The organism is Micromonospora sp. PLK6-60, from assembly GCF_019890675.1.
Classification (GTDB): domain Bacteria; phylum Actinomycetota; class Actinomycetes; order Mycobacteriales; family Micromonosporaceae; genus Micromonospora.
The window spans coordinates 192,557-216,166 of record NZ_JAIOAA010000002.1 but is presented as its reverse complement, the minus strand read 5'-3'; the positions used below and the strand labels follow the sequence as shown (position 1 = coordinate 216,166).

General features: G+C 74.4%; 23 protein-coding genes. 4 read left to right on the top strand and 19 right to left on the bottom strand.

What is annotated here, in order from left to right; genetic code table 11:
- Window positions 1-6 precede the first annotated feature (6 nt).
- The 12 genes from K7640_RS03975 to K7640_RS03920 form a co-directional block, all read right to left on the bottom strand.
- Window positions 7-771 carry an ABC transporter permease gene (locus K7640_RS03975; protein ID WP_222953312.1) on the bottom strand — a complete coding sequence of 255 codons (765 nt, stop codon included), beginning with the start codon at window positions 769-771 and terminating at the stop codon, window positions 7-9.
- Window positions 768-1,721, bottom strand: a complete 954-nt coding sequence (locus K7640_RS03970; RefSeq protein WP_222953311.1) for an ABC transporter ATP-binding protein — start codon at window positions 1,719-1,721, stop codon at window positions 768-770. The genes K7640_RS03975 and K7640_RS03970 overlap by 4 nt, the downstream gene beginning before the upstream one ends.
- Before the next feature lie 74 nt (window positions 1,722-1,795).
- The gene (locus K7640_RS03965; RefSeq protein WP_222953310.1) at window positions 1,796-1,957 is read right to left on the bottom strand and encodes a hypothetical protein; all 162 of its coding nucleotides are present in this window, start codon (window positions 1,955-1,957) and stop codon (window positions 1,796-1,798) included.
- 77 nt (window positions 1,958-2,034) lie between these two features.
- A complete protein-coding gene (locus K7640_RS03960) occupies window positions 2,035-3,501 on the bottom strand; it encodes an NAD(P)/FAD-dependent oxidoreductase (RefSeq protein ID WP_222953309.1) in 1,467 nt (488 codons plus the stop codon).
- Window positions 3,498-5,228, bottom strand: a complete 1,731-nt coding sequence (locus tag K7640_RS03955) for an ABC transporter ATP-binding protein (protein WP_222953308.1) — start codon at window positions 5,226-5,228, stop codon at window positions 3,498-3,500. Before K7640_RS03955 ends, K7640_RS03960 begins: the two co-directional genes overlap by 4 nt.
- Entirely contained in the window at window positions 5,225-5,404 is a 180-nt protein-coding gene (locus tag K7640_RS03950; RefSeq protein ID WP_222953307.1) for a hypothetical protein, read from the bottom strand. Before K7640_RS03950 ends, K7640_RS03955 begins: the two co-directional genes overlap by 4 nt.
- Before the next feature lie 12 nt (window positions 5,405-5,416).
- Window positions 5,417-6,139, bottom strand: coding sequence for a class I SAM-dependent methyltransferase (locus K7640_RS03945; RefSeq protein WP_222953306.1), 723 nt, complete (start codon window positions 6,137-6,139; stop codon window positions 5,417-5,419).
- Complete coding sequence (locus K7640_RS03940) at window positions 6,136-6,687, bottom strand: hypothetical protein (RefSeq protein ID WP_222953305.1); 552 nt, start codon at window positions 6,685-6,687, stop codon at window positions 6,136-6,138. Before K7640_RS03940 ends, K7640_RS03945 begins: the two co-directional genes overlap by 4 nt.
- Complete coding sequence (locus K7640_RS03935; protein WP_222953304.1) at window positions 6,684-7,730, bottom strand: alpha/beta fold hydrolase; 1,047 nt, start codon at window positions 7,728-7,730, stop codon at window positions 6,684-6,686. Before K7640_RS03935 ends, K7640_RS03940 begins: the two co-directional genes overlap by 4 nt.
- On the bottom strand, window positions 7,727-8,563 hold the full coding sequence (locus tag K7640_RS03930; protein WP_222953303.1) for a hypothetical protein: 837 nt from the start codon (window positions 8,561-8,563) through the stop codon (window positions 7,727-7,729). The genes K7640_RS03935 and K7640_RS03930 overlap by 4 nt, the downstream gene beginning before the upstream one ends.
- A gap of 86 nt (window positions 8,564-8,649) precedes the next feature.
- Complete coding sequence (locus K7640_RS03925) at window positions 8,650-8,829, bottom strand: hypothetical protein (RefSeq protein ID WP_222953302.1); 180 nt, start codon at window positions 8,827-8,829, stop codon at window positions 8,650-8,652.
- 115 nt (window positions 8,830-8,944) lie between these two features.
- A complete protein-coding gene (locus tag K7640_RS03920; RefSeq protein WP_222953301.1) occupies window positions 8,945-9,145 on the bottom strand; it encodes a hypothetical protein in 201 nt (66 codons plus the stop codon).
- Window positions 9,146-9,438: 293 nt separating this feature from the next.
- Between K7640_RS03920 and K7640_RS03915 the strand changes: the two genes are divergently transcribed.
- The gene (locus K7640_RS03915; protein ID WP_222953300.1) at window positions 9,439-10,095 is read left to right on the top strand and encodes a response regulator transcription factor; all 657 of its coding nucleotides are present in this window, start codon (window positions 9,439-9,441) and stop codon (window positions 10,093-10,095) included.
- Between the two features lie 12 nt (window positions 10,096-10,107).
- Window positions 10,108-11,532 (top strand): HAMP domain-containing sensor histidine kinase, encoded by a 1,425-nt coding sequence (locus tag K7640_RS03910; protein WP_222953299.1) that lies wholly within the window; start codon window positions 10,108-10,110, stop codon window positions 11,530-11,532.
- A gap of 29 nt (window positions 11,533-11,561) precedes the next feature.
- On the opposite strand, the gene K7640_RS03905 is transcribed toward K7640_RS03910, so the two are convergent.
- From K7640_RS03905 to K7640_RS03885, 5 genes are all read right to left on the bottom strand, one after another.
- Window positions 11,562-15,059, bottom strand: a complete 3,498-nt coding sequence (locus K7640_RS03905) for an ABC transporter ATP-binding protein (RefSeq protein ID WP_222953298.1) — start codon at window positions 15,057-15,059, stop codon at window positions 11,562-11,564.
- Between the two features lie 178 nt (window positions 15,060-15,237).
- Window positions 15,238-15,831, bottom strand: coding sequence for a TetR/AcrR family transcriptional regulator (locus K7640_RS03900; protein ID WP_222953297.1), 594 nt, complete (start codon window positions 15,829-15,831; stop codon window positions 15,238-15,240).
- A gap of 43 nt (window positions 15,832-15,874) precedes the next feature.
- Window positions 15,875-18,025, bottom strand: coding sequence for a YhgE/Pip domain-containing protein (locus K7640_RS03895; protein ID WP_222953296.1), 2,151 nt, complete (start codon window positions 18,023-18,025; stop codon window positions 15,875-15,877).
- Complete coding sequence (locus tag K7640_RS03890) at window positions 18,022-18,915, bottom strand: ABC transporter ATP-binding protein (RefSeq protein WP_255608015.1); 894 nt, start codon at window positions 18,913-18,915, stop codon at window positions 18,022-18,024. The genes K7640_RS03895 and K7640_RS03890 overlap by 4 nt, the downstream gene beginning before the upstream one ends.
- 232 nt (window positions 18,916-19,147) lie before the next feature.
- Window positions 19,148-19,987 (bottom strand): DUF4081 domain-containing GNAT family N-acetyltransferase, encoded by an 840-nt coding sequence (locus K7640_RS03885; protein ID WP_222953295.1) that lies wholly within the window; start codon window positions 19,985-19,987, stop codon window positions 19,148-19,150.
- Window positions 19,988-20,118: 131 nt separating this feature from the next.
- Here K7640_RS03885 and K7640_RS03880 point away from each other — a divergent pair, with 131 nt between their 5' ends.
- Entirely contained in the window at window positions 20,119-20,682 is a 564-nt protein-coding gene (locus tag K7640_RS03880; protein WP_222953294.1) for a PadR family transcriptional regulator, read from the top strand.
- 55 nt (window positions 20,683-20,737) lie between these two features.
- Here the strand turns inward: K7640_RS03880 and K7640_RS03875 are convergent, their stop codons facing one another.
- Window positions 20,738-21,562 carry a class I SAM-dependent methyltransferase gene (locus tag K7640_RS03875; RefSeq protein ID WP_222953293.1) on the bottom strand — a complete coding sequence of 275 codons (825 nt, stop codon included), beginning with the start codon at window positions 21,560-21,562 and terminating at the stop codon, window positions 20,738-20,740.
- Between the two features lie 130 nt (window positions 21,563-21,692).
- On the opposite strand from K7640_RS03875, the gene K7640_RS03870 reads away from it, so the two are divergent.
- The gene (locus K7640_RS03870; RefSeq protein WP_222953292.1) at window positions 21,693-22,367 is read left to right on the top strand and encodes a helix-turn-helix domain-containing protein; all 675 of its coding nucleotides are present in this window, start codon (window positions 21,693-21,695) and stop codon (window positions 22,365-22,367) included.
- A gap of 66 nt (window positions 22,368-22,433) precedes the next feature.
- Here the strand turns inward: K7640_RS03870 and ispG are convergent, their stop codons facing one another.
- Window positions 22,434-23,606: a flavodoxin-dependent (E)-4-hydroxy-3-methylbut-2-enyl-diphosphate synthase gene (gene ispG / locus K7640_RS03865; protein ID WP_222953291.1), complete on the bottom strand. Its 1,173-nt coding sequence runs from the start codon at window positions 23,604-23,606 to the stop codon at window positions 22,434-22,436.
- Window positions 23,607-23,610 lie beyond the last annotated feature (4 nt).

Here is a 23,610-nt window from a genome sequence, read left to right as displayed (position 1 = left end):
CGGAGTTCAGGTCCGCGGTTCCCAGCGGAACCGGCGGACCGCGATCCACCCGAACAGCGCCACCCAGACGCCCTCCAGCACCCCCCGGGCCAGCCCGGCGGCGACGCTCAGCTCCCCGGTCCAGCCGGACCGGATCAGATCCACCGTGCCGGCGAGCGGCGCGAACCGCAGCACGTCGCCGAGCGAGTCGGGCAGCACCTCACGCGGGATGTAGATGCCGGAGATCATCGGCAGCACGAAGATGGCCGGGAGCGTCGCCACCATGACCGACTCGACGGTCCGGCAGAGCGCCGCCGTGGCCGCCGCCATCACGGTCGCCAACGCCACCCCGGTGAGCAGTCCCGCGACGGCCGCCGGCAGCTGCCGTGGCGCCGCGGAGAACATCACCGACACCACCGCGGCGACGACCACGATCTGCACCACGGCGATCGCGACGTACATGGACGCGCCGCCGGCCAGGATCACCGGGTCGGAGACCTCGCCGGTGCGCAGCCGCTTCAACACCAGCTCCTCCCGCCGCGCCACGTACAGGCCGGTGACCGACGAGTAGAGCGAGAAGATCAGCAGGATCCCGACGGCGGTGGCCACCATCACCGGTCCGGCGGCGAGTCCGTTCGCCGAGAGGTTCATCTGCTCCTGCACGAAGCGCATGCCGAACAGCAGCAGCACCGGGATGAAGAGGACGAACACGTAGTTGGATCTGATCCGGTGGAACAACTTCCACTCGACGCGGAACAGGGTGCGCATCTGCCGCAGGGCCGGGCCGCTCACGTCGTCTCCTCCTCGTCGGGGTCCCGGTGGGAGTGGGCGATGCTGATGAACGCCTCCTCGAGGGAGGCCGGGCGGGCGGTGAACCGGTCGAGCGTCACGCCGCGCTCGGTGGCCCAGGCCAGCAGGCGCGCCGCATCCTCCTGCAACCGCTCGGTCACGATCGTCACCCGTCCCTGGTGCTGCTCGACCCGCCCGCTCACCGGCAGCTCCCCCGGCGTCGCGCCGCCGTCGGCGGCCAGGCCGAAGGAGAGCGTCGACGGGTGGCCCGCGACGATCTGCGAGACGGTGCCGCTGACCGCGATCCGGCCCCGGTGCATGATGGCCAGCCGGTCGGCGAGGGTCTCGGCCTCCTCCAGGTAGTGCGTGGTGAGCAGGACCGTGGTGCCCTGCTCCCGCAACTGCCGGATGAGTTTCCAGGTGGCGTGCCGGCCCTCGGCGTCCATGCCGGTGGTCGGTTCGTCGAGGAACAGGATCTCCGGCTGCGACAGCGTCGCCATCGTCAGGTCCAACCGCCGTTTCTCACCGCCGGACAGGTTCTGCACCAGCACGTCCGCGCGGTGGGTCAGCCCGGTAAGGTCGAGCGCCTCGTCGACGGGCCGGGACCGGGAGGTCAGCTCGGCCCACATCAGCACGGTCTCCCGCACGGTCAGGTGCGAGATGAACCCACCCTCCTGGAGCATCGCGCCGGTGCGCGGCCGGATCCGCGCCCGGTCCGCGACCGGGTCCAGGTCGCCGAAGAGCCGGATCCGCCCCCGGTGCGGGGCCGCCAGGCCCTCCAGCAGCTCGACGGTGGAGGTCTTGCCCGCGCCGTTCGTGCCGAGCAGCGCGAACAGCTGGCCGGGCGCGACGGCGAAGCTGACGCCGCGTACGGCGGTGAAGGTGTCCCGGCCGCGCCCGTACCGGCGGGAGACCTCCTCGACCAGGATGTGACTGTCGTCCGTTGGTGTCATGTCCCTTTCCCCAGCGCAGGACGGTCGGTGGCGCGGCACGCCGGCCCGAGGTGGACCGGCGTGCCGCGGTGGCGTCAGCCCCCGGAACGCTCCTGGGCCCGCAGCTCCACCAGGGCGCGCAGCGCCGCGCTGTACATCTTGATGCTCTTCTCGCTGTGCGAGTCGATCGCGGCGCTGAGTTCCTTGAAGGTCTTCGCCACCACCTCGTCGAGCGCGTTGCTGTCGATGCCGGTCATCGTCGTCTCCCTCGTCTCGTCGGTTCCGTCGGCCGGTGGCACCGGCCGCGTCGTTGCTGTCCCGCCACCCGCCCCGATCATGCCCGGTCGAGAGTGGACCGCGCCGGTCGCGGTGACAGGTCCGGTGTGCTCCGGATGCCGTGCCGGCGCAGGGCGGAGCGGGCCGCCAGGTGGCCGCACATGCCGTGCACCGACGGGCCCGGTGGGGTGGCGGACGAACACAGGTACACCCCGGGCAGCGGGGTGGCGTACGGGTCCCGGCGGGCGGTCGGGCGGGCCAGGGCCTGGCGCAGCGTCAGGGCACCGCCGCCGATGTCCCCGCCGACGTAGTTCGGGTTGTACGCCTCGTAGTCGGCGGCGGCGATCCCCCGCGCCTCGATCACCGTGTCCGAGAAGCCCGGCGCGTACCGTTCGATCAGGCGGCGGAGCAGGTCGACCGGGTCACGCCGGTCGCCGTTCGGCACGTGCGCGTACGCCCAGACCGGTCGCCGGCCGCCCGCGGCGCGCGACGGGTCGGTGACGGCGGGATCCACCACCAGGGCGAACGGCTCGTCGACCGGTACGCCGGCCACGGTGGCGTTCTCCGCGCGGATGATGTCGGCCCGGGTGCCGCCCAGGTGCACCGTGCCCGCCGCGCCCAGCACCGGGTCGCGCCACGGAATCGGCCCGTCGACCAGGAAGTCCGCCTTCGCGGCGCCGGGGCCGTAGCGGTAGCGGCGCAGCGCGCGCCGGTAGCGGGGCGGCAGGCGGTCCCCGGCGATGGCGAGGAACTCCTTCGGGCCCACGTCCAGCAGCACGATCGGGGCGTCGGCCAGCTCGGCGAGGTCGCGGACCCGGTGACCGGTGTGGACGGTGCCGCCGTGCGCGAGCACGTCGGCGAGCAGGGCGTCGGCGATCCGGCCGCTGCCGCCTTCGGGCACCGGCCAGCCGGTGCTGTGCGCGGTGTGGCCCAGCAGCAGGGCGACCACGGTGGACGCCACTGAGGGCAGCCGGCCGACCGCGTGCGCGGCCACCCCGGTCAGCAGCGCCCGCGCCGCCTCGGTGCGCAACGGCGACCGGGTGGTGGCGTGCGCGAGCACCCGCGGTGCGAGCAGCGCGGGCGCGGCCAGGTCGCGGGGCAGCGAGCGCTGGTCGGCCAGCAGCAGGTCCACCACGGCCGCCGACCGGGCCACCAGCGGACCCATCAGCTTGGCCCAGCGCGGCCCGTCGACCCCGAGGTGCTCGGCGGTACGGTCCAGGCTGCGCCAGGCCGCCGCGGCCGGACCGTCGGGCAGCGGGTGGGCGTACGGGATCTCGGGCTGGAGCAGCCGCACCCCCCGCGCGGGCAGGTCGAACTCGCGGAAGAACGCGGACGCGGCCGCCATCGGGTGGATCGCCGAGCACACGTCGTGCCGGACGTCCCGGTCGAACAACGACCGGGTCCGCAGCCCGCCGCCGACGGTGTCGGCCTGCTCCCACAGCGACACCCGCAGCCCGGCCCGGGCCAGGACCACCGCGGCGGCCAGCCCGTTGGGCCCGGTGCCGACGACGGCCGCGTCGGTCACGACGCCGCCCCGACCGGCGCCAACTGCTGGTCGGCGAGCCGCCGGTAGACCGGGTCACCGGCCATCAGCTCGGCGTGCGTGCCGCGTGCCCGCAGCCGCCCGGCCTCCAGCACCAGGATCTCGTCCGCGCCCATCGCGGTGGACATCCGGTGCGCGATGGTCAGCACGTGGCAGTGCGCGCCGATGGCGGTGACCGTCTCCCGCAGCGCCCGCTCCGAGTCCGAGTCGAGGTGGGAGGTGGCCTCGTCGAGCAGCAGCACCCGGGGGCGGCCCAGCAGCGCCCGGGCGATGGCCAGCCGCTGCTTCTGCCCGCCGGACAGGCCGATCCCGCCCTCGCCCAGTTCGGTGTCCAGCCCGGCGGGCAGGGCGGCGACGACCTCGGCGAGGTGGGCGGCGCGCAGGGCGTCGGTGATCTCCTCGGCGGTGGCGTCCGGGTGGGCGTAGGTGAGGTTGTCCCGGACGGTGCCGCGCATCAGCGGGGCGTCCTGCTCGACCAGGCCGATCCGGCCGCGCAGCTCCGCCAGCGGGGTGGTCGCCGTGTCCGCCCCCGCGACCCGCACCGTGCCGCGGTCGGGGCTGCGGAACCGCTCGATGAGCTGGAACAGGGTGGACTTTCCCGCCCCGGACGGGCCGACGACCGCGGTCACCCCGGTGGCCGGCAGGGCGAAGGAGACCCCGTCCAGCGCGGGCGCGGCGGCCTCGGCGTAGCTGAAGCTGACGTCCTCGAACACGACGGCCGGCGCCGGCGCGGCGGATGCACCGCCGTTGGACCCGGTCGTCGGGCCGCCGGCCGGTTCCTGCTCGATCCCGGCCAGCTCCTGCACCCGGTCGATGGCGGCCCGGCCCTGCTGGAACTCGCCGAGCCCGAGGAAGAACAGCACCAGCGGCGACACCAGATAGAAGAGGTACATGATGAAGGCGGTCAGGTCGGCCACCGACAGGGATCCGGTGGCGGTGCGGGCGACGCCCCAGGCGATCACCACCGCCAGCGACAGCTGGGTCCCGACGTTGATCGCGGGCATGAACATCGCCGACAGCCGGGTCACCCGGATCCCGCTGTGCCGGGCGGCACCCGCCAGCCGGGCCAGCCGCTCGGCCTCGCGCCGCTCGGCGCGCGACGCCTTCACCGTGGTCACCGCGCCGAGCACCCGCAGCAGGGCGGAGCCGTAGTCGCTGGTGTCCGCCCGGTTCTGCGCCGCCGCCACCCGTACGCCCTTGGCCAGCACCAGGGCCACCGCCGAGGCGCCGCCCAGGCAGCCCAGGGCGGCCAGCAGCAGCCGCCAGTCGAGCCAGGCCATCACCGCGACGCAGCCGACCGTGGTGAAACCGGCGGTGATCATCTGGGCGACCGACGAGGTGAGGGCGAGCCGGGCCAGCGAGGTGTCGGCAAGCGTGCGGTTGAACACGTCCCCGTGCTCCAGGCGCTGGAACGCCGGCAGCCGCGCGTGCAGCAACCGGCCGGTGACGGTGGTCCGCAGGTCGAGCACGATGTTCTCGCCGGCGATGCCGATCAGGTAGAGGTGCAGCGCGGCCAGCAGAGCGTCGGCTACGAAGAGTAGTGCGATGAGGGTGATCGGGGGGACCACCGACTCGCCCGCCACCACCGCCGCGATGAGGTTCCCGATCAGGATCGGCTGCAGCAGCGTCGCCACCGTGCCGAGCAGGCCCAGGACGATCGCGACCCCGATCAGCGTCCGCTGGCGGCGGACGGCCGGAGCGACGATCATCGCCGGCCCTTACCGAGGAACAGGGTGACGATCGCGGCCATGACCGCCGCGAAAATGACCGCCTGAATCCACGAACTGCGGCTGGTCCCCTCGTCGTCCCGAAGCATCAACAACATGATGGGCAGGCCAAACAAGAATGCGACCAGAAACCAGGTCACTCGACTCGCCGTCACCATCGCGGGCTCCTTTCACTTGCCGCCGTTGCGGGTGAGATACCAGTCGTAGGGCTGCATGCCCTCGGCCGGCCAGAATTGCTCGACCAGAAATCCGGCCCGGAGCAGGCAGTTCTCCACCTCGGCCCGCTCGATCAGCAGCACGCGCTCGCTGAATTCCACAGTCGGCAGCGGTGCCGCGTCGACCCGGGTGTGCATGGTCAGCAGGTCGGCCCCGTCGAGGGTGATGGTGAAGGTGCTGCTGCCGCCGTGGTGCGGGGTGGGCACGGTGACCGAGCCCAGCTCCACCAGCGGCCGGTACGCGGCCGTGGCGTAGTACTCGAACAGCAGCGGCGCGCCCGGCACCAGCACGTCGCGTACGTGGGACAGCGCGGTGACCAACTCGTCGCGGGACGCCACGCAGGCGATCGACCCCATGGTCGAGTACGCCGCGTCGAACCGCCCGTCCAGCGGCAGCGGCTCCCGGAAGTCGGCCCGCACCAGCCGGACGTTCGCCGGCACCCCCTTGGCGCGGAACTCGTCAAGCATCGGCCCCGAGTTGTCCACCCCGACCAGTTCGGCGGCGACCGCGGCGGCCGGTACGGCGACCCGACCGGTACCCACGCCGACCTCCAGCGCCCGGGCGCCGACGAGGTGCGGGCGCAGCCGGGCGATGGCGTCCCCGGCCGGCATGGCGGGGGCGATCAGGGAGTCGTAGACGGACGCGACCGCCGGGCCGTACTGGACCTCCCGGATCATGGCTGCACCTTCTCGTAGTCGAAGACCATGTCGTACTTCGGATCCTCGCTGTGGTCGTAGCCGGAGTAGCGGACCAGCAGCACCTGGAACAGCGGGTAGCCCGGCTCCGGGGTGAGCCGGCTGCGGACGAAGTCGTGGATCAGCCGGTAGGCGGACTGCTTCGCCTCCTTGTGCAGCGGCGTCATCGCGCCCGGGTTGTTCACCAGGGTCGACGCCACGTCGAAGACCGCCTTCTCGATGCGGCGCCCGGGGAACCAGAACGCGTGCATCAGCCGCCGGGGCACGATCGAGTACACCTCGCGCCACTCGGTGTGCGCGGAGCGGTCCTCGGTGGCCAGCCGGTAGAGGAAGTGCTGGTCCTCGACGGCGGGATTGGGCGCGAAGAAACGCCAGTTCGGGATCATGATGCCGGTCCCGGTCCGGTCCAGGTTGCGGGTCTTGTCGTAGCTGCGGTCCGGGTGCTGGCTGAGCACCGTCGCCACGAACCAGCCGGCGAAGATCGCGGGTACGGCCCGGCCGAGCACCGCGCCGGCGGCCGTGCCCTTCACGCCGCCTCCCCCCGGGTCGACGCCGCCCGCCCGTTGGCGCTGCCGGCGACGCCCACCGCCGGCCGCCCGGCGGCGTCGGCCTCCGCCAGCGCCCGGGCGATCTCCTGCGCGGTACGCGGGGCGTGGTCCACGCCGCCGATGACCGACAGGTGGCTGGAGCCGGCGACGGTGACGATCCGGCCGCCGGTGCCCGAGTCGACGTACTCCTGGTAGAGCTCGCGGTGTTCGGCGGTCTGGTCCAGGGTGGCCTCGGCGGCCACCACCGAGACCGGCACCCGCAGCCGGTCCAGCGGCCGCCCGCCGTCGAGCATGAACGCGTACGAGTAGTCCCACTCCCGCCGCGCGGCCCGCCAGGTCGACACGGTCGACGTCTCCAGCCGCAGCGTCCGGTGGTGCGGGCTGCCCTCGGCGAAGGCGAACAGGCCCTTCTTGTCGATCAGCAGGCCGGCGCCGAACAGCGCCGACGAGGGGCCGAGCTTCATGGTCAGGTTCACCCCGCGCGAACCCTCCCGCTGGGCGCGCGAGTGCAGCAGCTCGCGGGGGTGCGTCGGGTCGACCAGGAGCACCCCCCGCACCCGGTCCGGCAGCGCCGCCGCCGCCCGGTGCACCAGGTAGCCGCCGAGGGAGTGGCCGGCCAGCACGCAGGTGGCGTCCGGCTCCACCTGGTGGCGGATCACCTCGACCAGGTCGTTCACCGACTCCTGCAACGCGTAGTCCTCGGGACAGCGGCGCAGCGAGCCGCGGTAGCCGGCCCGGTCGTACAGCAGCACCGTCACGGCCGGGTCGAGGTGGTCGGCGACCAGCAGCCAGGACGCGGAACTGCTCATCAGGCCGGCGTCGCAGACCAGCACCGGCCCGCCCGGCTCGCCGGGCCGGACGTGGTAGTCGATGATGTTGCCGCTGGCGCAGCGCACCTGGTGCCGGGTGTAGCCGCGGTGGCCCTGGTGCGTCATCAGCGTGGCGTAGCCCAGGTGGGCGACGCCGACGGCCAGGCAGCCGAGCAGGCCCAGCCCGGCGAGCCGGGGGAAGGTCGCCCGGGTCACGACTCGCTCCCGGTGCCCTTGGCCAGCGCGCGGACCGCCGGATAGGTGGACATGAAGGCCCAGGCGAACCGGGACAGGCCCATGAAGCGGGCGTTGGCCAGGTGGAATCCGCCCATCACCAGCAGCCCCGCCTCGATGTACCGGCCGCGCTTGAGCAGCAGCAGCGGGAACCCGCACTCGATGGCGAGCACCGTGTGGCAGAGCAGCCGGGCGGCCTGCGGGTAGCGCTGGAGGTTGGTGAAGAACCACTCGTCGCCGTAGGTCCGGGTCCGCATGATCTTCACCAGGGCGTCGCCGGAGCGCCAGGTCTCGCCGGGCAGCTTGGCCCAGCCCGAGGCGCCGTACGACAGCACCGTCTGCGCGCCGATGAACTGCACGGCGGCGGTCCGGGTGGCCTGCGTGCCGCCCGCCCGGCCCAGCGCGGCGGCGCTCTGCACCAGGAACGACACCTGGTCGGAGCCGTCGGTGCCGAACAGGTGCCGGGGATAGATCAGGACCTGGGTGCCGGCCAGGTAGGCGTTGGCGAGCATCCGTACGGTGTTGTTGCGGGTGGGTCCGATGAGCACGGCGGCGGCCAGCGCGCGGGAGCCGTGCAGGGCCTGGGTCACCGGCTCGCGGGCGACGAAGTCGCGCAGCACCTGCGCGGTGCGGGTCTTCGCCGGCACCTGCGCCCGGGTGTGGTTCCAGTCGTTGAGCCCGCCGGTGACCCGGTCGCTGCGCCGGACCATGTACTCCAGGCTGGACAGCAGGTGGGTGGCGGCGGAGAGCCGCTCGGCGGTGGCGAGTGGCTGGGCGAACGCCGATCCGACGACGCCGCGTATCCGTGAGAACATGGGCCGTTCCTGATCGCGTAGGGGTGGCGGGGTGGGTCCGGTCGCGGCGAGCACCGACGGGACGGGGGCCCGCCGCGACCGGGGTGCTACTTCTGGGCCGTCTTGACCGCGGCGCCGACGCCGGCGGCGCCGACGAGGATGGCGGACGCCTTGGCGCCGGCCACGACACCGGCGACGAAGGCCGCCGGGGTGGCCATCACCGGCGCGGCCGGGGTGCCGGTCAGCTGGCCGAAGCCGGCGTTGACCTTCTCGGTGAGCACGGACATGCTTCCTCCAGGAATCTGGTGACTCGATCCGGTGACGTGATAGATCGGATGGAGCACCGGTTCCGGCAGGTACCTTCACTATCTGCCGGAACCGGTGCCTCCGGCAGAGCCGGGGTCAGCCCGTGGCGACCTTGTACGCGACGTACGCCGCGCCGGTCACGGCGCCCGCGCCCACGACGGCGCCGGCCGCCTTGGCGATGACCGGCGTCGCGATCAGCGCCGGGGTGGCCATCACCGGCGCGACGCCGGCGACCGGCGCGCCCGCGCGCAGCGCACCCCGCAGGGCGCTCTCGGCGTTCACCTTCTCGATCAGCATGTTTCCCTCCCTCCTGACGAATCGTCGGATCATCGAGGACCTGCTGGCCAGGCCGAACGCGCATAGCGCAGAGCATCGGTCATGACGGGAATAATTGCGTCGACAAACGACGGCAATAGACGAACGTCAGTTGCACCTACCGACTTCCGCGTATGTCACGTCTGAATTGGACGATACATATCGGCCGGTGCCCGGCGGGGCGCGGCGACGATTCTTGAGGTTTCCTTGAGAGACCTCGAACCGGTCCTCGCCGAAGCGGCCGAAACGCGGGATCAACCGCTATTGTTGGGCCGGTGCAGGTGCTGCTGGTCGAGGACGACATCCGGGTCGCGGCCGCCCTGGTGCGGGTGCTGCGCCGCCGCGGTTGCACGGTGACCTGCGTGACCACCGTCGCCGAGGCGCTCGCCGCGCCCATGGTGGATCTGGTGCTGCTCGACATGGGACTGCCCGACGGCGACGGGCTGGAGGTCTGCCGGTCGCTGCGCCAACGGTCACGCGACGTGTCGATCATCGTGGTCTCCGCGCGCGGCGAGGAGTACGACCGGGTGGCCGGGCTGCGCACCGGCGCCGACGACTATCTGGTGAAGCCGTTCTCCATGGTGGAGCTGCACGCCCGCATCGAGGCGGTGATGCGGCGGGCGGCCCGCAGCAGCTCCGGCCCGGAGGAGATGTGGATCGGGTCGATGCGGGTCGACGTCACCGCCCGCCAGGTCAGCATCGACGGCCAGCGCGTGCAGCTGACCCGCAAGGAGTTCGAGATCCTGGTGGCGCTCGCCCGCCGGCCCGGCACGGCGGTCTCCCGCAAGGATCTGCTGCTCGCGGTCTGGAACACCACCGAGGGCGCCGAACGCACCCTGGAGGTGCACATCGCGGCGCTGCGGGCGAAGCTGGGCGACGCCGGTCTGGTGCGCACCGTACGCGGTGTCGGCTACCAGTTGCAGGCAGGCTGAGCGGGCACCGGCATGCGTCGACACCTGGTCCGCAGCTACGGGGCGCTCCTGGTGGCCGTGCTGCTCAGCCTCGCCGTCCCGCTCGCGGCGGCCTCGGTGGGGCGCGACAGCCAGCACCTCGCCGCGGACCGGCTCTCCGACGTGGCGTACCTCGCGAAGCTCGCCGAGCCGGCGCTGCGTACCGGGGAGTCGGCGGCCCTCGACACCGCGCTGTCCCGGTACGAGCAGGTATACGACATCCACGGCGCGGTGATCGACGCCGATCGCCGGGTGGTGGTGAGCTCCGACCCCACCGGCCGGATCGTCGACCTGGCGGCGGCCGCCACGGCCGACCGCCCGGACACCGCCGGGGCCGTCCGGCGGGCGCTCGCCGGTGAGCAGGTCGGCTTCGACACCCGGGTCTGGCCGTGGGGCCCGGAATGGCTGGTGGTGGCCGCGCCGATCGGCACCGGCGGCGAGGTGAGCGGGGCCGTGGTGACCGTCTCCTCGACCGCGGGCCTGCGGGCCGCCACCGCCCGCAACTGGCTGCTCGTCGCCGCCGCCGCCACGGCCCCGCTCGGGCTCTGCGTGCTGGCGGCGAACTGGCTGGCCAACTGGACCCTGCGCCCGGTGCGCCGGCTCGACGCCGCCGCCCAGGAACTGGCCGCCGACGGGTACGCGGTCCGGGTGCCCGCCGACGCCGGGCCACCCGAGTTGCGCCGGCTCGTGCAGGAGTTCAACCAGATGGCCGACACCGTCGCCGAGGCGCTGGCCCGGCAGCGGGCCTTCGTCGCCCAGGCCAGCCACCAGCTGCGCAACCCGCTGACCGCGCTGCTGCTGCGCATCGAGACGCTCGGCGAGGAGCCGCTGACCCCGGACGGGCGGATCGACCACCGGCTCGCCGTGGAGGAGGTCGAACGGCTGCACCAGATGCTGGAGGGGTTGCTGACCCTGGCCCGCATCGAGCGCCACGACGACCCGATCGAGACGATCGACGCGGTCGCCACCGCCGCGGCCCGGGTACGCGCCTGGCAACCGCTGGCGCGGGCGCGCGGCGTCACCCTCGCACTCGACGCCACCGTGCCGGCCGCGCCGGTGCGCAGCGTCGTCACCGGCCTGTGCCAGATCCTCGACGCGCTCATCGACAACGCGCTGAAGTTCGGGGCGCGGACGGTCACGGTCCGGGTCACCGACGACGACGGGCCCCGGGTGGAGGTCGTCGACGACGGCCGGGGCATGACACCGGAGCAGCGGCAGCGGGCCACCGAACGGTTCTGGCGGGCCGGGGACGCCCAGAACCAGGCCGGCCACGGGCTCGGCCTGTCGATCGCCACCGCGCTGACCGAGGCGTCCGGCGGCACGCTCGTGCTGGCCGGCGCCGACGGCGGCGGCCTGCGCGCCGGCCTGGAACTGCGACCGGCCGCGCAGCCGCCGCCGGCGGCGGCCCCGGCCTGCTGACCCGGCTGGCCTTCGGGCCGGCCGCCGGGTCAACCGGCGAGGTGACTCCAGCGCCCCTCCAGGGCTGTCCAGGGCCCCTGGGCCGCCACCGCGCCGTCCTGGAGGACCACCACGTGGTCGGCCCGGACCAGGGCCGCCCGCTTGGCGGTCGACCCGACCACGGTGATGCCGTGCTCGCGCAGCGCCGCCCAGAGCGCCAGCTCGGTGGTGACGTCCAGCGCCGACGACACGTCGTCCGCCACCAGCAGCTCGGTACGCGGCGCGAGCGCGCGGGCCAGCGCCAGCCGCTGGAGCTGCCCGCCGGAGAGCCGGGTGCCCTTGTGCCCGATCAGCAGCCCCAACCCGCCACCGGCGGCGGCCAGGTCGGGTTCGAGCTGGGCGGTCGACACCGCACCGGCGGCGTCCACCGAGTGGCCGAGCGCGATGTTCTCGGCCACCGTGCCGGAGAGCACCCGGGGCAGCTGCCCCACGTACCCGACCTGGTTCGGGCGCAGGAACAGCTCCGGCTCGGTGACCGGCTCGCCGTTCCAGCGCAGCGAGCCGGTGTGGTGCACGATCCCGGCCAGCGCCCGCAGCAGCGACGACTTGCCGGCGCCGACCGGGCCGACCACCAGCACCAGTTGCCCGCGCTCGACCACCAGGTCGACGTCGCGGACGGCCAGCGTGCCGTCGGAGTGCAGCGCGCCGAAGCCGGCCAGTTCCAGCCGGCGCAGCGGGTGCCGGGGCGGCGGCTCGGGCGCCGGCGCGGTGCCGGCGGCCAGGTCCAGCCCGGGCACCGCCGCGGAGTAGGTGCTCAGGCCGGTCATCGCCACGGTCCGCCGGGTCCACACCCGCGCCGACGGATACTGCGAGACCAGCGCGGCGGTGGTCCACGCGAACCAGCGGGCCGCGCCGAGGGTGGAGACCGCGACCAGGGTCGCGCCGGCGGAGAGCCCGCCGGCCAGGTAGAGCGCCCAGGCCCCGATCGGCAGCAGTCCACTCGCGATCGACGGGGTGGACCGGGCCCACACCTGCATGGCGATCTCCCGGCGCTGCCGCTCGCTGCGCACCACGTCCAGCCCGGCGAGATGGTCCAGCACCGGCCGGGTGGCGCCGGCCAGCTTCACCGTGCGGGCGGCGGAGAGCGCGGAGACCAGCGCGGTGGCGAACGCGGCCCGCGCCTTGACGGTGCCGGCGGCGGTGCGCTCCAGCCGGGGACCGAACAGTGTCGCCGCCAGGCCGGAGACCACCATCGTGCCGGCGAAGAACAGCGCCGGTACGAGGCTGCCGGTCACCAGCGTCATGGTGATCACGATGGCCAGCGAGATGAACTGGTCCATCAGGTTGTCGGCGAGCTGGACCACCCGGTCGGTGTCGCCGCCCTGGGCCACCACCTCGGCGGGGGTGTGCCCGCTGACCCGGCGCGCGCCGGTCTGCCCGTGCACCAGCCGGGCGCTGATCCGCAGCATCTGCCGGATCCACCAGTGCGGGAACCACAGGTTGGTCAGGTAGGGCAGCGGGAGCACCACCAGCAACGCGGCGACGATGCCGAGCGCCGGCAGCCACGGGTCGCCGCCGTTGACCAGCTCGGCCCAGAGCCAGGGCAGCACCGAGCCGTCCAGCCCGAGCAGCGTCATCACGACGAACAGGGCGACGGAGAGCAGGCCGTACCGGGGATCGTTGACGCCCAGCCGGAGGATCTCCCGCATGGTCCGGGCGCGCGGGGTGGGGGGCGCCGGCGGCGGGTCGGCGCGCGGCGCGGCGACCCGGCGCGGCCCGCCGACCGGCGCGGCCGGCGCCGTGGGCGCGTCGACCCAGTCGGGCTCGGGCGCGTCGAGCAGCTCCACCCCACCCCGCCGGGCGCCGGTGCCGGCGTACGCCCCGGCGTGGCTGGTGGCCAGCAGCTCGGCGAAGCGGGCGGACTCGCGCAGCGGGCCGGCCTCCAGCACCGCGCCGTCGGCCATCACCACCACCTCGTCGCAGCGGCGCACCGAGGAGAGCCGGTGCGCGATGACGATGCCGATCCGGTCGGTGAGCAGCCGTTCGGTGGCCTGCCGGACCCGGTTTTCGGTGACCGGGTCGAGCCGGGCGGTGGCCTCGTCGAGGATCACCACGTGCGGGTCCCGGACCAGGATCCGGGCGAACGCGACGAGCTGCTCCTGGCCGGCGGAGAGCACGTGCCCGCCCTCGCCGAGCCGGGTGTGCACCCCGTCGGGCAGCTCGGCGATCCACCCGGCCAGGCCCAGCTCGGCGAGCGCCCGCTCGGCGGCGTCGAGCAGCTCCGGGTCGAACAGCGCGACGTTCTCGGCGAGCGTGCCGGCCAGGATCTCGGTGCGCTGCGGCACCACGGCGATCCACCGGCGCAGCTCCTCGACGTCCAGGTCGACCAGGTCGACCTCGCCGAGGAACACCGTGCCGCGGGGCACCTCCACCGCCCGGGTGAGCACCTTGGCCAGCGTGGACTTGCCCGAGCCGGTCCGCCCGACCAGCGCGTACGAGCGGCCCCGGGCGAAGTCGAGCCGCACGTCGCGCAGCGCCGGGCCACGCTCGTCCCCGGTGGCCGGGTAGCGGAAGGTGAGCCCACGGATGGTCAGGTCGCCGTCGGTCGGTGCGGCCCCGCCGACCGGCTCCTGGCGCGCGCCGGCCAGCAGTTGCACCCGGGCCCACGCGCCGAACGCCTGTTGCAGGTGCGGCACCCAGCGGGCGATGTGCTCGACTGTCGCGCCGAACGCGATCGCCAGCAGCCAGATGGCGGTGAGCCGGGCGGCGTCCACCCGGCCGGTGGCAAGCGCCCACGCGCCGGCCAGCACCACACCGGCGATGCCGACCCGGACGCCGCCGGTGGCCACCCCGGTGACCCGGGCGGAGAGCCGGAAGACCCGGCCGCCCCGGGCGATCACCTCGGCCGCGCGGCGGGCGTAGAGGCGCAGCACGTACGGCCGGGCCAGGCTGGTGCGCACGTCGTCCTGGCCGTGCACCGCCTCCTCCATCACGGCCGCCAGGTCGGACCACGCCTCCTCCTCGGCGGCGCGGGCCGGGGCGATGCGGGCGGTGGGTCGGCGCAGCGCCGCCGCGAGCAGCGCGGTGAGCAGCACCATCCCGAGGCCGGCCGGCCACCAGACGACCAGCGCGCTGACCGTCGCGAGCAGACAGACGGCGACGCCCCACACCAGCCGTACGCCGGTGTTCCGCAGCTCGGCGGCGACCTGGTAGACGTCGTTGTCGATCCGGTCGAGCAGCTCGCCCACCGGGGTGGTCTCCAGGGCCGGCAGCTCCTGCCCGAGCGCGACGCGGCAGAGCCGGCGGCGCACGTCGGCGGACCAGTCGGCGGTGAGCCGGGCCATGATCAGCCCGATCAGCAGGTCGGTGACGACGGCGGCGACCAGGGCGACGGCCAGCGCGACGAACCAGCCGGACGAGCGGTGCACCAGCACCGGTCCGGCCAGCGCGGACGCGGCGGCCTGGCCACCGGCGCCCAGCACGATCAGCAGCAGGACGGCCGCCATCCGCCGGGGTGCGGTGGCCCAGAGATCGCGGAGCAGGCGCATGGGCGGTCCTCCCGGAGTCGGGTCGGTGGGGGCGGTGACTCCAGCCTGGCCGTCCGGCCACGACCGTTCAACGCATTTACGCCGCCGGCAGACGCCGCGCGCCCCGCGCCACCCGGGGCCGCGCCACCCGCGCCCACCGGCGGCCTCAGGGCCCCGCCACCCGCGCCCAGCGGCGGTCTCAGGTCTGGGCCACCCGGCGGACGATGCCCAGCAGCGCGTCCTCGACGTCGGTGATCGGGCGTTCCGGCTGGAACACCAGCCAGTCCACGGCGACGACCAGCCCCACCCCGAACAGCGCCGACGACGCGGTCCGCACGTCCAGGTCGGCCGGCAGGTCGCCGCTGGCCACCCCGGCCCGCACGGTCTCCGCGATCACCTCGATCGCCTCGCCGCGCAGCAGCCGCAGGGTCTGCTGCCACTCCCGGTTGGTCCGCCACATCTCCGACAGCAGCAGCTGGGCGAAGGCCCGGTACCGGCGGATGTACTCCAGCTCGGCGCGGACCAGGGCGGCCAGCGCCTCGCGCGGCGGCAGGCCGGCCACCGCGGCCCGGAAGTCGGCGGTGAGCAGGCCGATGCCGTGCCGCAGCAGCTCCTCGAAGAGGACCGTCTTGGACTCGAAGTTGTAGTAGACGGTCCCCTTCGCCACCCCGGCGCGGGCCGCGATGTCGTCCACCGTGGTGGCGGAGAAGCCCTGCTCGGCGATGAGTTCCACGGCCGCCTCGAAGAGCCGCTGCCGGGTGTCCGCCCGCCGCCGCGTCCGCCCGTCCGCCACTGGCCCTCCCCTCGCCCCGGCCGTACGCCGGCCACCTGCATCCTCACATGGTCAGTTCGGGGTGCAGCTTCGCCGGGGTGAGCCGCCGGGAGCGGCGGGTCGCGGCGACGGTCAGCGCCAGCGCGCCGAGACCGAAGCCGGCCAGCACCAGCACCCCGGTGAGCACCGGGCCGGTCGGGCCACCGTTGATGGTGTGCCGCAGCCCGGCGACCACGTAGCTCATCGGTAGCCACGGGTGGATCGCCTGGAAGAACCCGGGCGAGGTCTGCACCGGGTAGGTGCCGCCGGAGGAGGTGAGCTGGAGCATCAGCAGGGCCAGCGCGGCGAGCCGGCCGGCTGGGCCGAGCTGGGCGCCGAGCCACTGCATGATCGCGGTGAACGCCAGCGACACCAGGGCCAGCAGGCCTAGCGTCGGCCACGGCCGGACCGGGTCCAGCCCCAGCACCTGGGTGACCACCACGAAGAGCACCCCGGCCTGGGCCAGGCCGATCGCCGCGGCGGGCAGCCAGCCGGCGAGCGCGACCCGCCAGGCGGCCGCGCCGGACATCACGTGCCGCCGGTTGACCGGCCGCAGCAGCATGTACGTGATCATCGCGCCAACCCAGAGGGCCAGCCCGAGGAAGTACGGGGCGAAGCCCACGCCGTACGAGGCGGCGGGGTGCCGCGCCTGCCGGTCCAGGGCCACCGGGTCACCGAGGACGTCGGAGCGGGCGCCCGCGTCGTCGTACCCGGGGATCTTCTCCTCCCCGGCGGCGAGCCCGGCGGCCAGGTCACCGGCCCCGCCCGCCAGCTTGCCCAGCCCACCGACCAACTGCTGCTGGGCGCCGGTGAGCCGGCCGAGCCCGCCGTCGAGTTCCCGCGCGCCGGTGGCCAGCCGGAACAGCCCGCCGCGCAGCTCGTCCGCGCCGGTGGCGGCGTCGCCGAGCCCGTCGCGCAGCTTGGCGCTGCCGTCGGCGAGGGTGTTCAGACCGGCGGCGAGCTGGTCGACCTTGGCCCGGGCGGCGGCCACGTCGTCGGCGAGGTGCGGCGCGGCGGCGGCGATCTCCCGGGCGGTGCCGGCGACGCTGTTCATCCGGGCCTTGAGCCCGGCCAGGTCGGCGGCGTCCAGGGAGTCCACCACCTGCTGCGCCTTGGCAGCGGCGTCGGCGGCGGCCCGCCGGGCGGCCACCACGGTGGGATCGTCGGCCAGCTCGGGGTGCGCCCGGACCAGCGCGTCGAGCTGGTCGCTGACCTTCTGGGCGGCGGCCGCCGCCGCGCGGGCGGTCTGCGGCAGCGCGTCGACGTTGTCGGCGAGCGCCTGCGCGCCGGTGGCGACGGCGGTCGCGGCGCGCTGGATCTCGTCGGCGTTGTCCCGTAGCACCGGCTCGATCCGCCCCGCGGCGGCGTCGACCTTCTTCGCGGCGGCGGAGGTCTCGGCGGCGGCCCGCGCGGTGCCGTCGGCGAGCCGCGTCGCGCCGGTACGCAGCTCGCCGAGGCCGTCGGCCAGCTCGTCGGCGCCCCGGCTGGCCTGCCCGAGGCCGTCGGCGAGCTGCCGCGCGCCCTGCTCGGACCGGTCGATCCCGCCGGCGATCCGCCCAGCGCCGGACTCGGCGTCGCCCAGCCCGTCGTGGATCTGCCCGGCGCCGTCGGCCGCCCGGCCGGTCTCGGCCTTGAGGTCGGTGAAGCCGATCAGCATCTGCTCGAAGTACTTCGCGGCGGCGCTCTCCCCGGCCGCCGCCCGGATCTCGGCGAACGCGGAGCGGGCCAGCAGCCCGGACAGATAGTTGGTGGCGTCGTCGTTTACCACCTTCAGCTCGCCGCGCCGGGCGGTCTGCGCCGGCTCGGGGCCGGCGGCCAGGCTGGCGGAGAAGTCGGCGGGGATCTCGAAGACCAGGTGGTAGCGGCCGTCGCGCAGGCCGGCGTCGGCGTCCCGCTCGTCGGTCACCGTCCAGCCGAAGACCTTCCGGTCCAGCAGCTCGTCGGCGAGATCCCGGCCGGCGTGCACCACCGTGCCGTCGCTCGCCTCGGCCGGCCGGTCGGCGTTGACCATCGCCACCGGAATCCGGTTCAGGTTTCCGTACGGGTCCCAGAAGGCGTACAGGTAGAGGGCGCCGTAGAGCAGCGGGATGACGGTCAGCACGGCCAGCGCGGCGCGCGGCAGCCGACCCCGGGTCATCCGGCTCAGCTCGAACCGGGCCAGCCGGAACACGCTCATCGGTTCACCTCGACCAGGTCGGCTGCGGCGTCGTCGTCCGGCACGGCGGCGTCGGTGATCCCGGCGGAGTCGCGCAGGCCGGCGGAATCGCCGCGTGCGGCGGGTTCGCCTGGCCCGGCGGAGTCGTCGCGTGCGGAGTCGTCGCGTGCGGAGGATTCGCGTCGGCCGGCGAGATCGCGCGCGGCGGGGCGCGGTGGGGGCGGGACGAGGGCCGGGCGGGGCGGGACGGCGGTCGGGTCGCCCAGCCGGTGCACGACGGCCACGCTGCCGGGCTCGACGGCCCGGGCGCTGGCCACCACCGCGTACCCCTGCTCGGCGAGGCGGGCCATGGCCGCCCACAGCCAGGCCCGTTCGGGGGCGTCCGAACCGCTGTCCACGTCGTCGGCGACGATCAGCTTCGGGCCGCCCAGCGTGGCGAGGACCAGGCCGAGCACCTGACGTTGCAGCGGGGTGAGGTCGCGGCCCCGGGTGGTCGGGTCGAACGGCACGTCGCCGGTGAAGCCCGCGCCGGAGATGGCGGTCGCGAAGGCGTCCCGGCGGTAGGCCCGCCGGGCCCGGACGGCGGCGACCGGCACCAGCTGGCGGCGGCGGCGCGGCACCGGCCCGAGCAGCAGCAGGCGTTCCTGGATGTGCTCGGCGACGGTGAGCGCCGGGTCGGGTTCGTGCACGCCGGCCACCTGGCCCAGCGCCGCCGGCCCGTGCCGCAGCACCCGCCCCTCGCCGACCGGGAAGCGGCCGGCGAGCGCCAGCAGCAGGGAGGTACGTCCGCTGCCGGGCGGCCCGGTCACCGCGTGCAGCTCGCCCTCGGCGGCGCACAGGTCGACGTCCCGGAACACCCAGCCCCGGCGGGTACGCAGTCCCAGCCCGCTGGCCTCGACGACGGCGCTCATGGCTTCCTCACTAAACTGACTGGTCAGTACAAAAACATGCCCAGCATAGTCCCGACCGTCCCGTTCGCCTCAAGCCGAACCCACGTGATCCCCCGCACCCCGCAGCCCGGTGCGCGCCGGCGCGGCAGGCGTTAGCCGGCAGGCGTTAACAGGGGGCAGGCGTTAGCCGGCAGGCGTTAACAGGGGGCCCCTCCTCTACCAGAGGCGTTAACAGGGGGCCCTTCCTTGCACCTCAGAAGAGGACGGTGGCGAGGGTGCCGACGGGGCGGAAGCCGCACCGGGCGTAGACCCGGCGGGCCGGCAGGTTGAAGTCGTTGACGTAGAGGCTGACCGTCGGCGCGACCCGGACCAGCGCGTCCCGCACCACCGCGGCCATCGCCGCCGTGGCGATGCCCCGACCGCGCCACTCGGGGGCCACCCAGACCCCCTGGATCTGGGCGGTCCGCCGGGTCACCACCGCCAGCTCCGCCTTGAAGACCACCTTGCCGTCGACGAACCGGGCGTACGCCCGGCCGGCCCGGACCAGGTCGGTGACCCGCCGCCGGTAGCCGCGCCCGCCGTCCTCGGCCAGCGGCGAGACGCCGACCTCCTCGGTGTACATGGCGACCGCGGCGGGGAAGAGCCGGTCCACCTCGCCGGAGCGGACCCGCCGCACCTCGGGGTCCGGCGGCACGTCGGGCAGCGTGTCGGCGGCCAGCAGCGGCTGATTGGCCCGGACGTCGCGGGCCGGGCCCCAGTGTTCCCGCAGCCGCTCCCAGAGGCCGAGCACCGCGTCCGCCCGGCCGACGATCGACGAACACAGCCGCTCCTCGCCGACGAGCAGGTCGGCATAGGCGGCGACGGCCGGCTCGGTGGCGAGCACCGGGGTGAGGTTGCCGCCCAGCCAGCAGATCGACTCCAGGTTGCGGCGGCCGCCGTAGCCGAGGATCCGGCCCTCGGCCCGCCACCAGGCCAGCCCGCGCGCGGCGACCCGCTCGGCGACCTGCGCCCCCGCGTACGGGTCGAGGTCGAGCAGCCGCTCGACCGAGCGGCGCTCCGATTCCCCGAGTTGCCGTACCGGCACCGTCAGCACGGATACCAGCCTGCCAGACGCGCTGCCGGCCCGTCGGTCGGACCCGCCCCTCAGCCCGGCTCGCCACCCTTTTCGCTGATGCATCGCCGATATATCGTTGATGCATCAGCGATAGTTCCCTGGAGGTTCGAATGGGATTCCACCGACGAATGCACGCGCTGCACGAGGCCCGGATGCGCGGGATGGGCGGGATGGGCTTTCCCCCGTTCCCGCACGGCCCGCACGGACGTGGCGGCCGGGGCCGGGGGCGGGGCCGCCGGCCCAACGTCCGCGGTGCGGTGCTGGCGCTGCTCACCGAGCGGCCGATGCACGGCTACGAGATGATCCAGGAGATCGACTCCCGCACCGGCGGGGCCTGGCGGCCCAGCCCGGGATCGATCTACCCGACCCTGCAACTGCTGGAGGACGAGGGCGTCGTCGTCACCGTCGAGGAGTCCGGCGGCGGCCGGAAGCGGTTCACCCTGACCGAGCAGGGGCGGGCCGAGGCGACGGAGGCGGCGCAGAGCCCGCCCTGGGCGGAGTTCGCCGAGGACACCGTCGCCAGCTGGCACGACATCCGCGAGGCCGGCCTGCAGGCGATGAACGCGCTGCGCCAGGTGATGATGACCGGCACCGACGACCAGCGCGAACGCGCCGCCCAGGTGCTCGACGAGACCCGGCGCAAGCTGTACGCCATCCTCGCCGAAACCGAGTGAACGCCGCTTCGGCCCCGGCGCGGGCAACCGCCACCCGCGCCGGGGTCACGCCGGTTCAGCCCGACCGCGCCGCGGTGAGCAGCAGATATTCCCAGCGCATCGCGCCGGCCGCCAGGTGCCGCCCGGCCAGCTCGGCGAGGTCGCGGTCGAGGGCGGCGATCCGGTCCGGGTCACCGGCGTTCGCCCGGTACACCGCGACCGTCGGCCCGTAGTGGGTCTTGAAGTAGTCGCGGAACGCCTCCGGCTCGGTGAACCGGTCCACCACGACGGACTCCCGGCGGGCGACCAGATCGGTGACCCGGTCCCCCAGCAGGGCCCGCACGTGCGCCTCGTCGCCCCAGAGCGGGGGCGGCTGCGCGCCCGGCGGCGGCGCCGGGGCGTACGGCTTCATGGTGGCGAACAACTGCCCGACGAAGCCGCCCGGCGTCCAGTTCAGCAGGCCGATGGTGCCGCCCGGCCGGCAGACCCGGACCAGTTCGTCGGCGGCGGTCTGGTGCCGGGGCGCGAACATCACGCCCACGCAGGACAGCACCGTGTCGAACTCGCCGTCGCCGTACGGCAGCGCCTCCGCGTCGCCCTGCTGCCAGTCCAGCACCGCGCCCCGCCCCGCGGCGCGGGCCTGCCCGGCCGCCAGCAGCTCCGGGGTCAGGTCGCTGGCCACCACGCTCGCCCCGGCCAGCGCGGCGGGCACGGCCGCGTTTCCGGTGCCGGCGGCCACGTCCAGCACCCGGTCCCCCGGCCGTACGCCGGCCGCCCGCACCAGCGTGGCGCCCAGCTCGGGAATGATCTCGTCCGCGAGGGTCGGATAGTCGCCCAGCGCCCACATCTGCCGGTGCCGCTCCTTCACGGCCCGGTCCGCCGCCATCGCCTCGGTGGTCATGTCATGTCTCCTCGTGGTCGGTCCTGCTCCCCACCGACGCTAGGCAGCCCGGCCGGGGCCACCTAGTACCAGATCTGTACCGGTCGGCTTCCCGACCGGCACCGGCCCGGCGTGGGCATAGGCTGCCGCCATGGGTGCGCCGTACCGCCAGTTCTGCCCGGTCGCGAAGGCGATGGAGCTGCTCGACGAACGCTGGACGCTGCTCGTCGTCCGGGAGCTGCTCAGCGGCTCCCGGCACTTCAACGAGCTGCGCCGCGGCCTGCCGCGGATGTCCCCCACCCTGCTGTCCCGGCGGCTGCACCAGCTCGTCCGGGCCGGGGTGGTGCAGCGGCAGGCCGACGGGGCGTACGTGCCGACCGTCGCCGGGGAGGAGCTGCGGCCGGCGCTGGAGGCGCTCGGCGCGTGGGGGATCCGCTGGATCGGCGAGCTGGGCGACGAGGACCTGGACCCGAAGCTGCTGCTGTGGGACATGCACCGGCACGTCGACCACGACGCGGTGCCCGCCGGGCGGACCGTCGTCCGCTTCACCTTCCCGGACGTGCCGCGCGGCCAGCGCGACTGGTGGCTGGTGATCGCCGGCGCGGAGGTCGACGTCTGCGACGTGGATCCGGGCCACGCGGTGACCGCCACGGTCACCGCCCGGCTGCGCGGTCTGATCCAGGTGTGGCGGGGCGACCTGACCTGGTCGGCGGCGCTACGGGACGGGGCGGTGCAGGTGTCCGGCCCGGAGCCGGTGCGCCGCGCCCTGCCCGGCTGGTTCACCCTCTCCGCCTTCGCCACCGTGCCCCGCCCGACCCCGGCCTGACCCCACCGGCCACGCCGCGAAAAGGGCCGGCCTCCCGCGGGAGAGCCGGCCCTTCGTCGGTGTTGGTCAGTGCACGGTGACCGTCGCGCCGGGGACCAGGTCGCGCAGCTCCTCGGGGATCTCCGCGCCCATCTCGTCGGCCAGCCGGAGCGCCTCCTCGATCAGCGTCTCCACGATCTGCCCCTCGGGCACGGTCTTGATGACCTGGCCCTTGACGAAGATCTGCCCCTTGCCGTTGCCGGAGGCGACGCCGAGGTCGGCCTCGCGGGCCTCGCCCGGACCGTTCACCACGCAGCCCATCACGGCCACCCGCAGCGGCACCGGCAGCCCCTCCAGGCCGGCGGTGACCTCCTCGGCGAGCTTGTAGACGTCGACCTGGGCCCGACCGCAGGACGGGCAGGAGACGATCTCCAGGCCGCGCTCGCGCAGCCCCAGCGACTCCAGGATCTGGTTGCCGACCTTGATCTCCTCGACCGGCGGGGCGGACAGCGACACCCGGATGGTGTCGCCGATCCCCTCGGCCAGCAGCGCGCCGAAGGCGACCGCCGACTTGATGGTGCCCTGGAAGGCGGGCCCGGCCTCGGTGACGCCCAGGTGCAGCGGGTAGTCGCACTGCTCGGCGAGCTGCCGGTACGCCCGGATCATCACCACCGGGTCGTTGTGCTTGACCGAGATCTTGATGTCCCGGAAGCCGTGCTCCTCGAAGAGCGAGCACTCCCAGAGCGCCGACTCGACGAGCGCCTCGGCGGTGGCCTTGCCGTACTTGGCGAGCAGCCGCTTGTCCAGCGAGCCGGCGTTGACCCCGATCCGGATCGGGGTGCCCGCGTCGCCGGCCGCCCGGGCGATCTCCTTGACCTTGTCGTCGAACTGCCGGATGTTGCCCGGGTTGACCCGGACGGCGGCGCAGCCGGCGTCGATCGCGGCGAAGACGTACTTCGGCTGGAAGTGGATGTCGGCGATGACCGGGATCTGGGACTTCCTGGCGATCGCCGGCAGCGCCTCCACGTCGTCCTGCGACGGCACGGCGACCCGCACGATCTGGCAACCGGAGGCGGTCAGTTCCGCGATCTGCTGGAGGGTGGCGTTGACGTCGGCGGTGAGGGTGGTGGTCATCGACTGCACCGAGACCGGCGCACCGCCACCGACCGGCACCGAGCCGACCATGATCTGGCGGCTGGCCCGGCGGGGGGCCAGCGGCGGGGGCGGTACGGCGGGCATACCGAGACTGACGGAAGTCACGTGG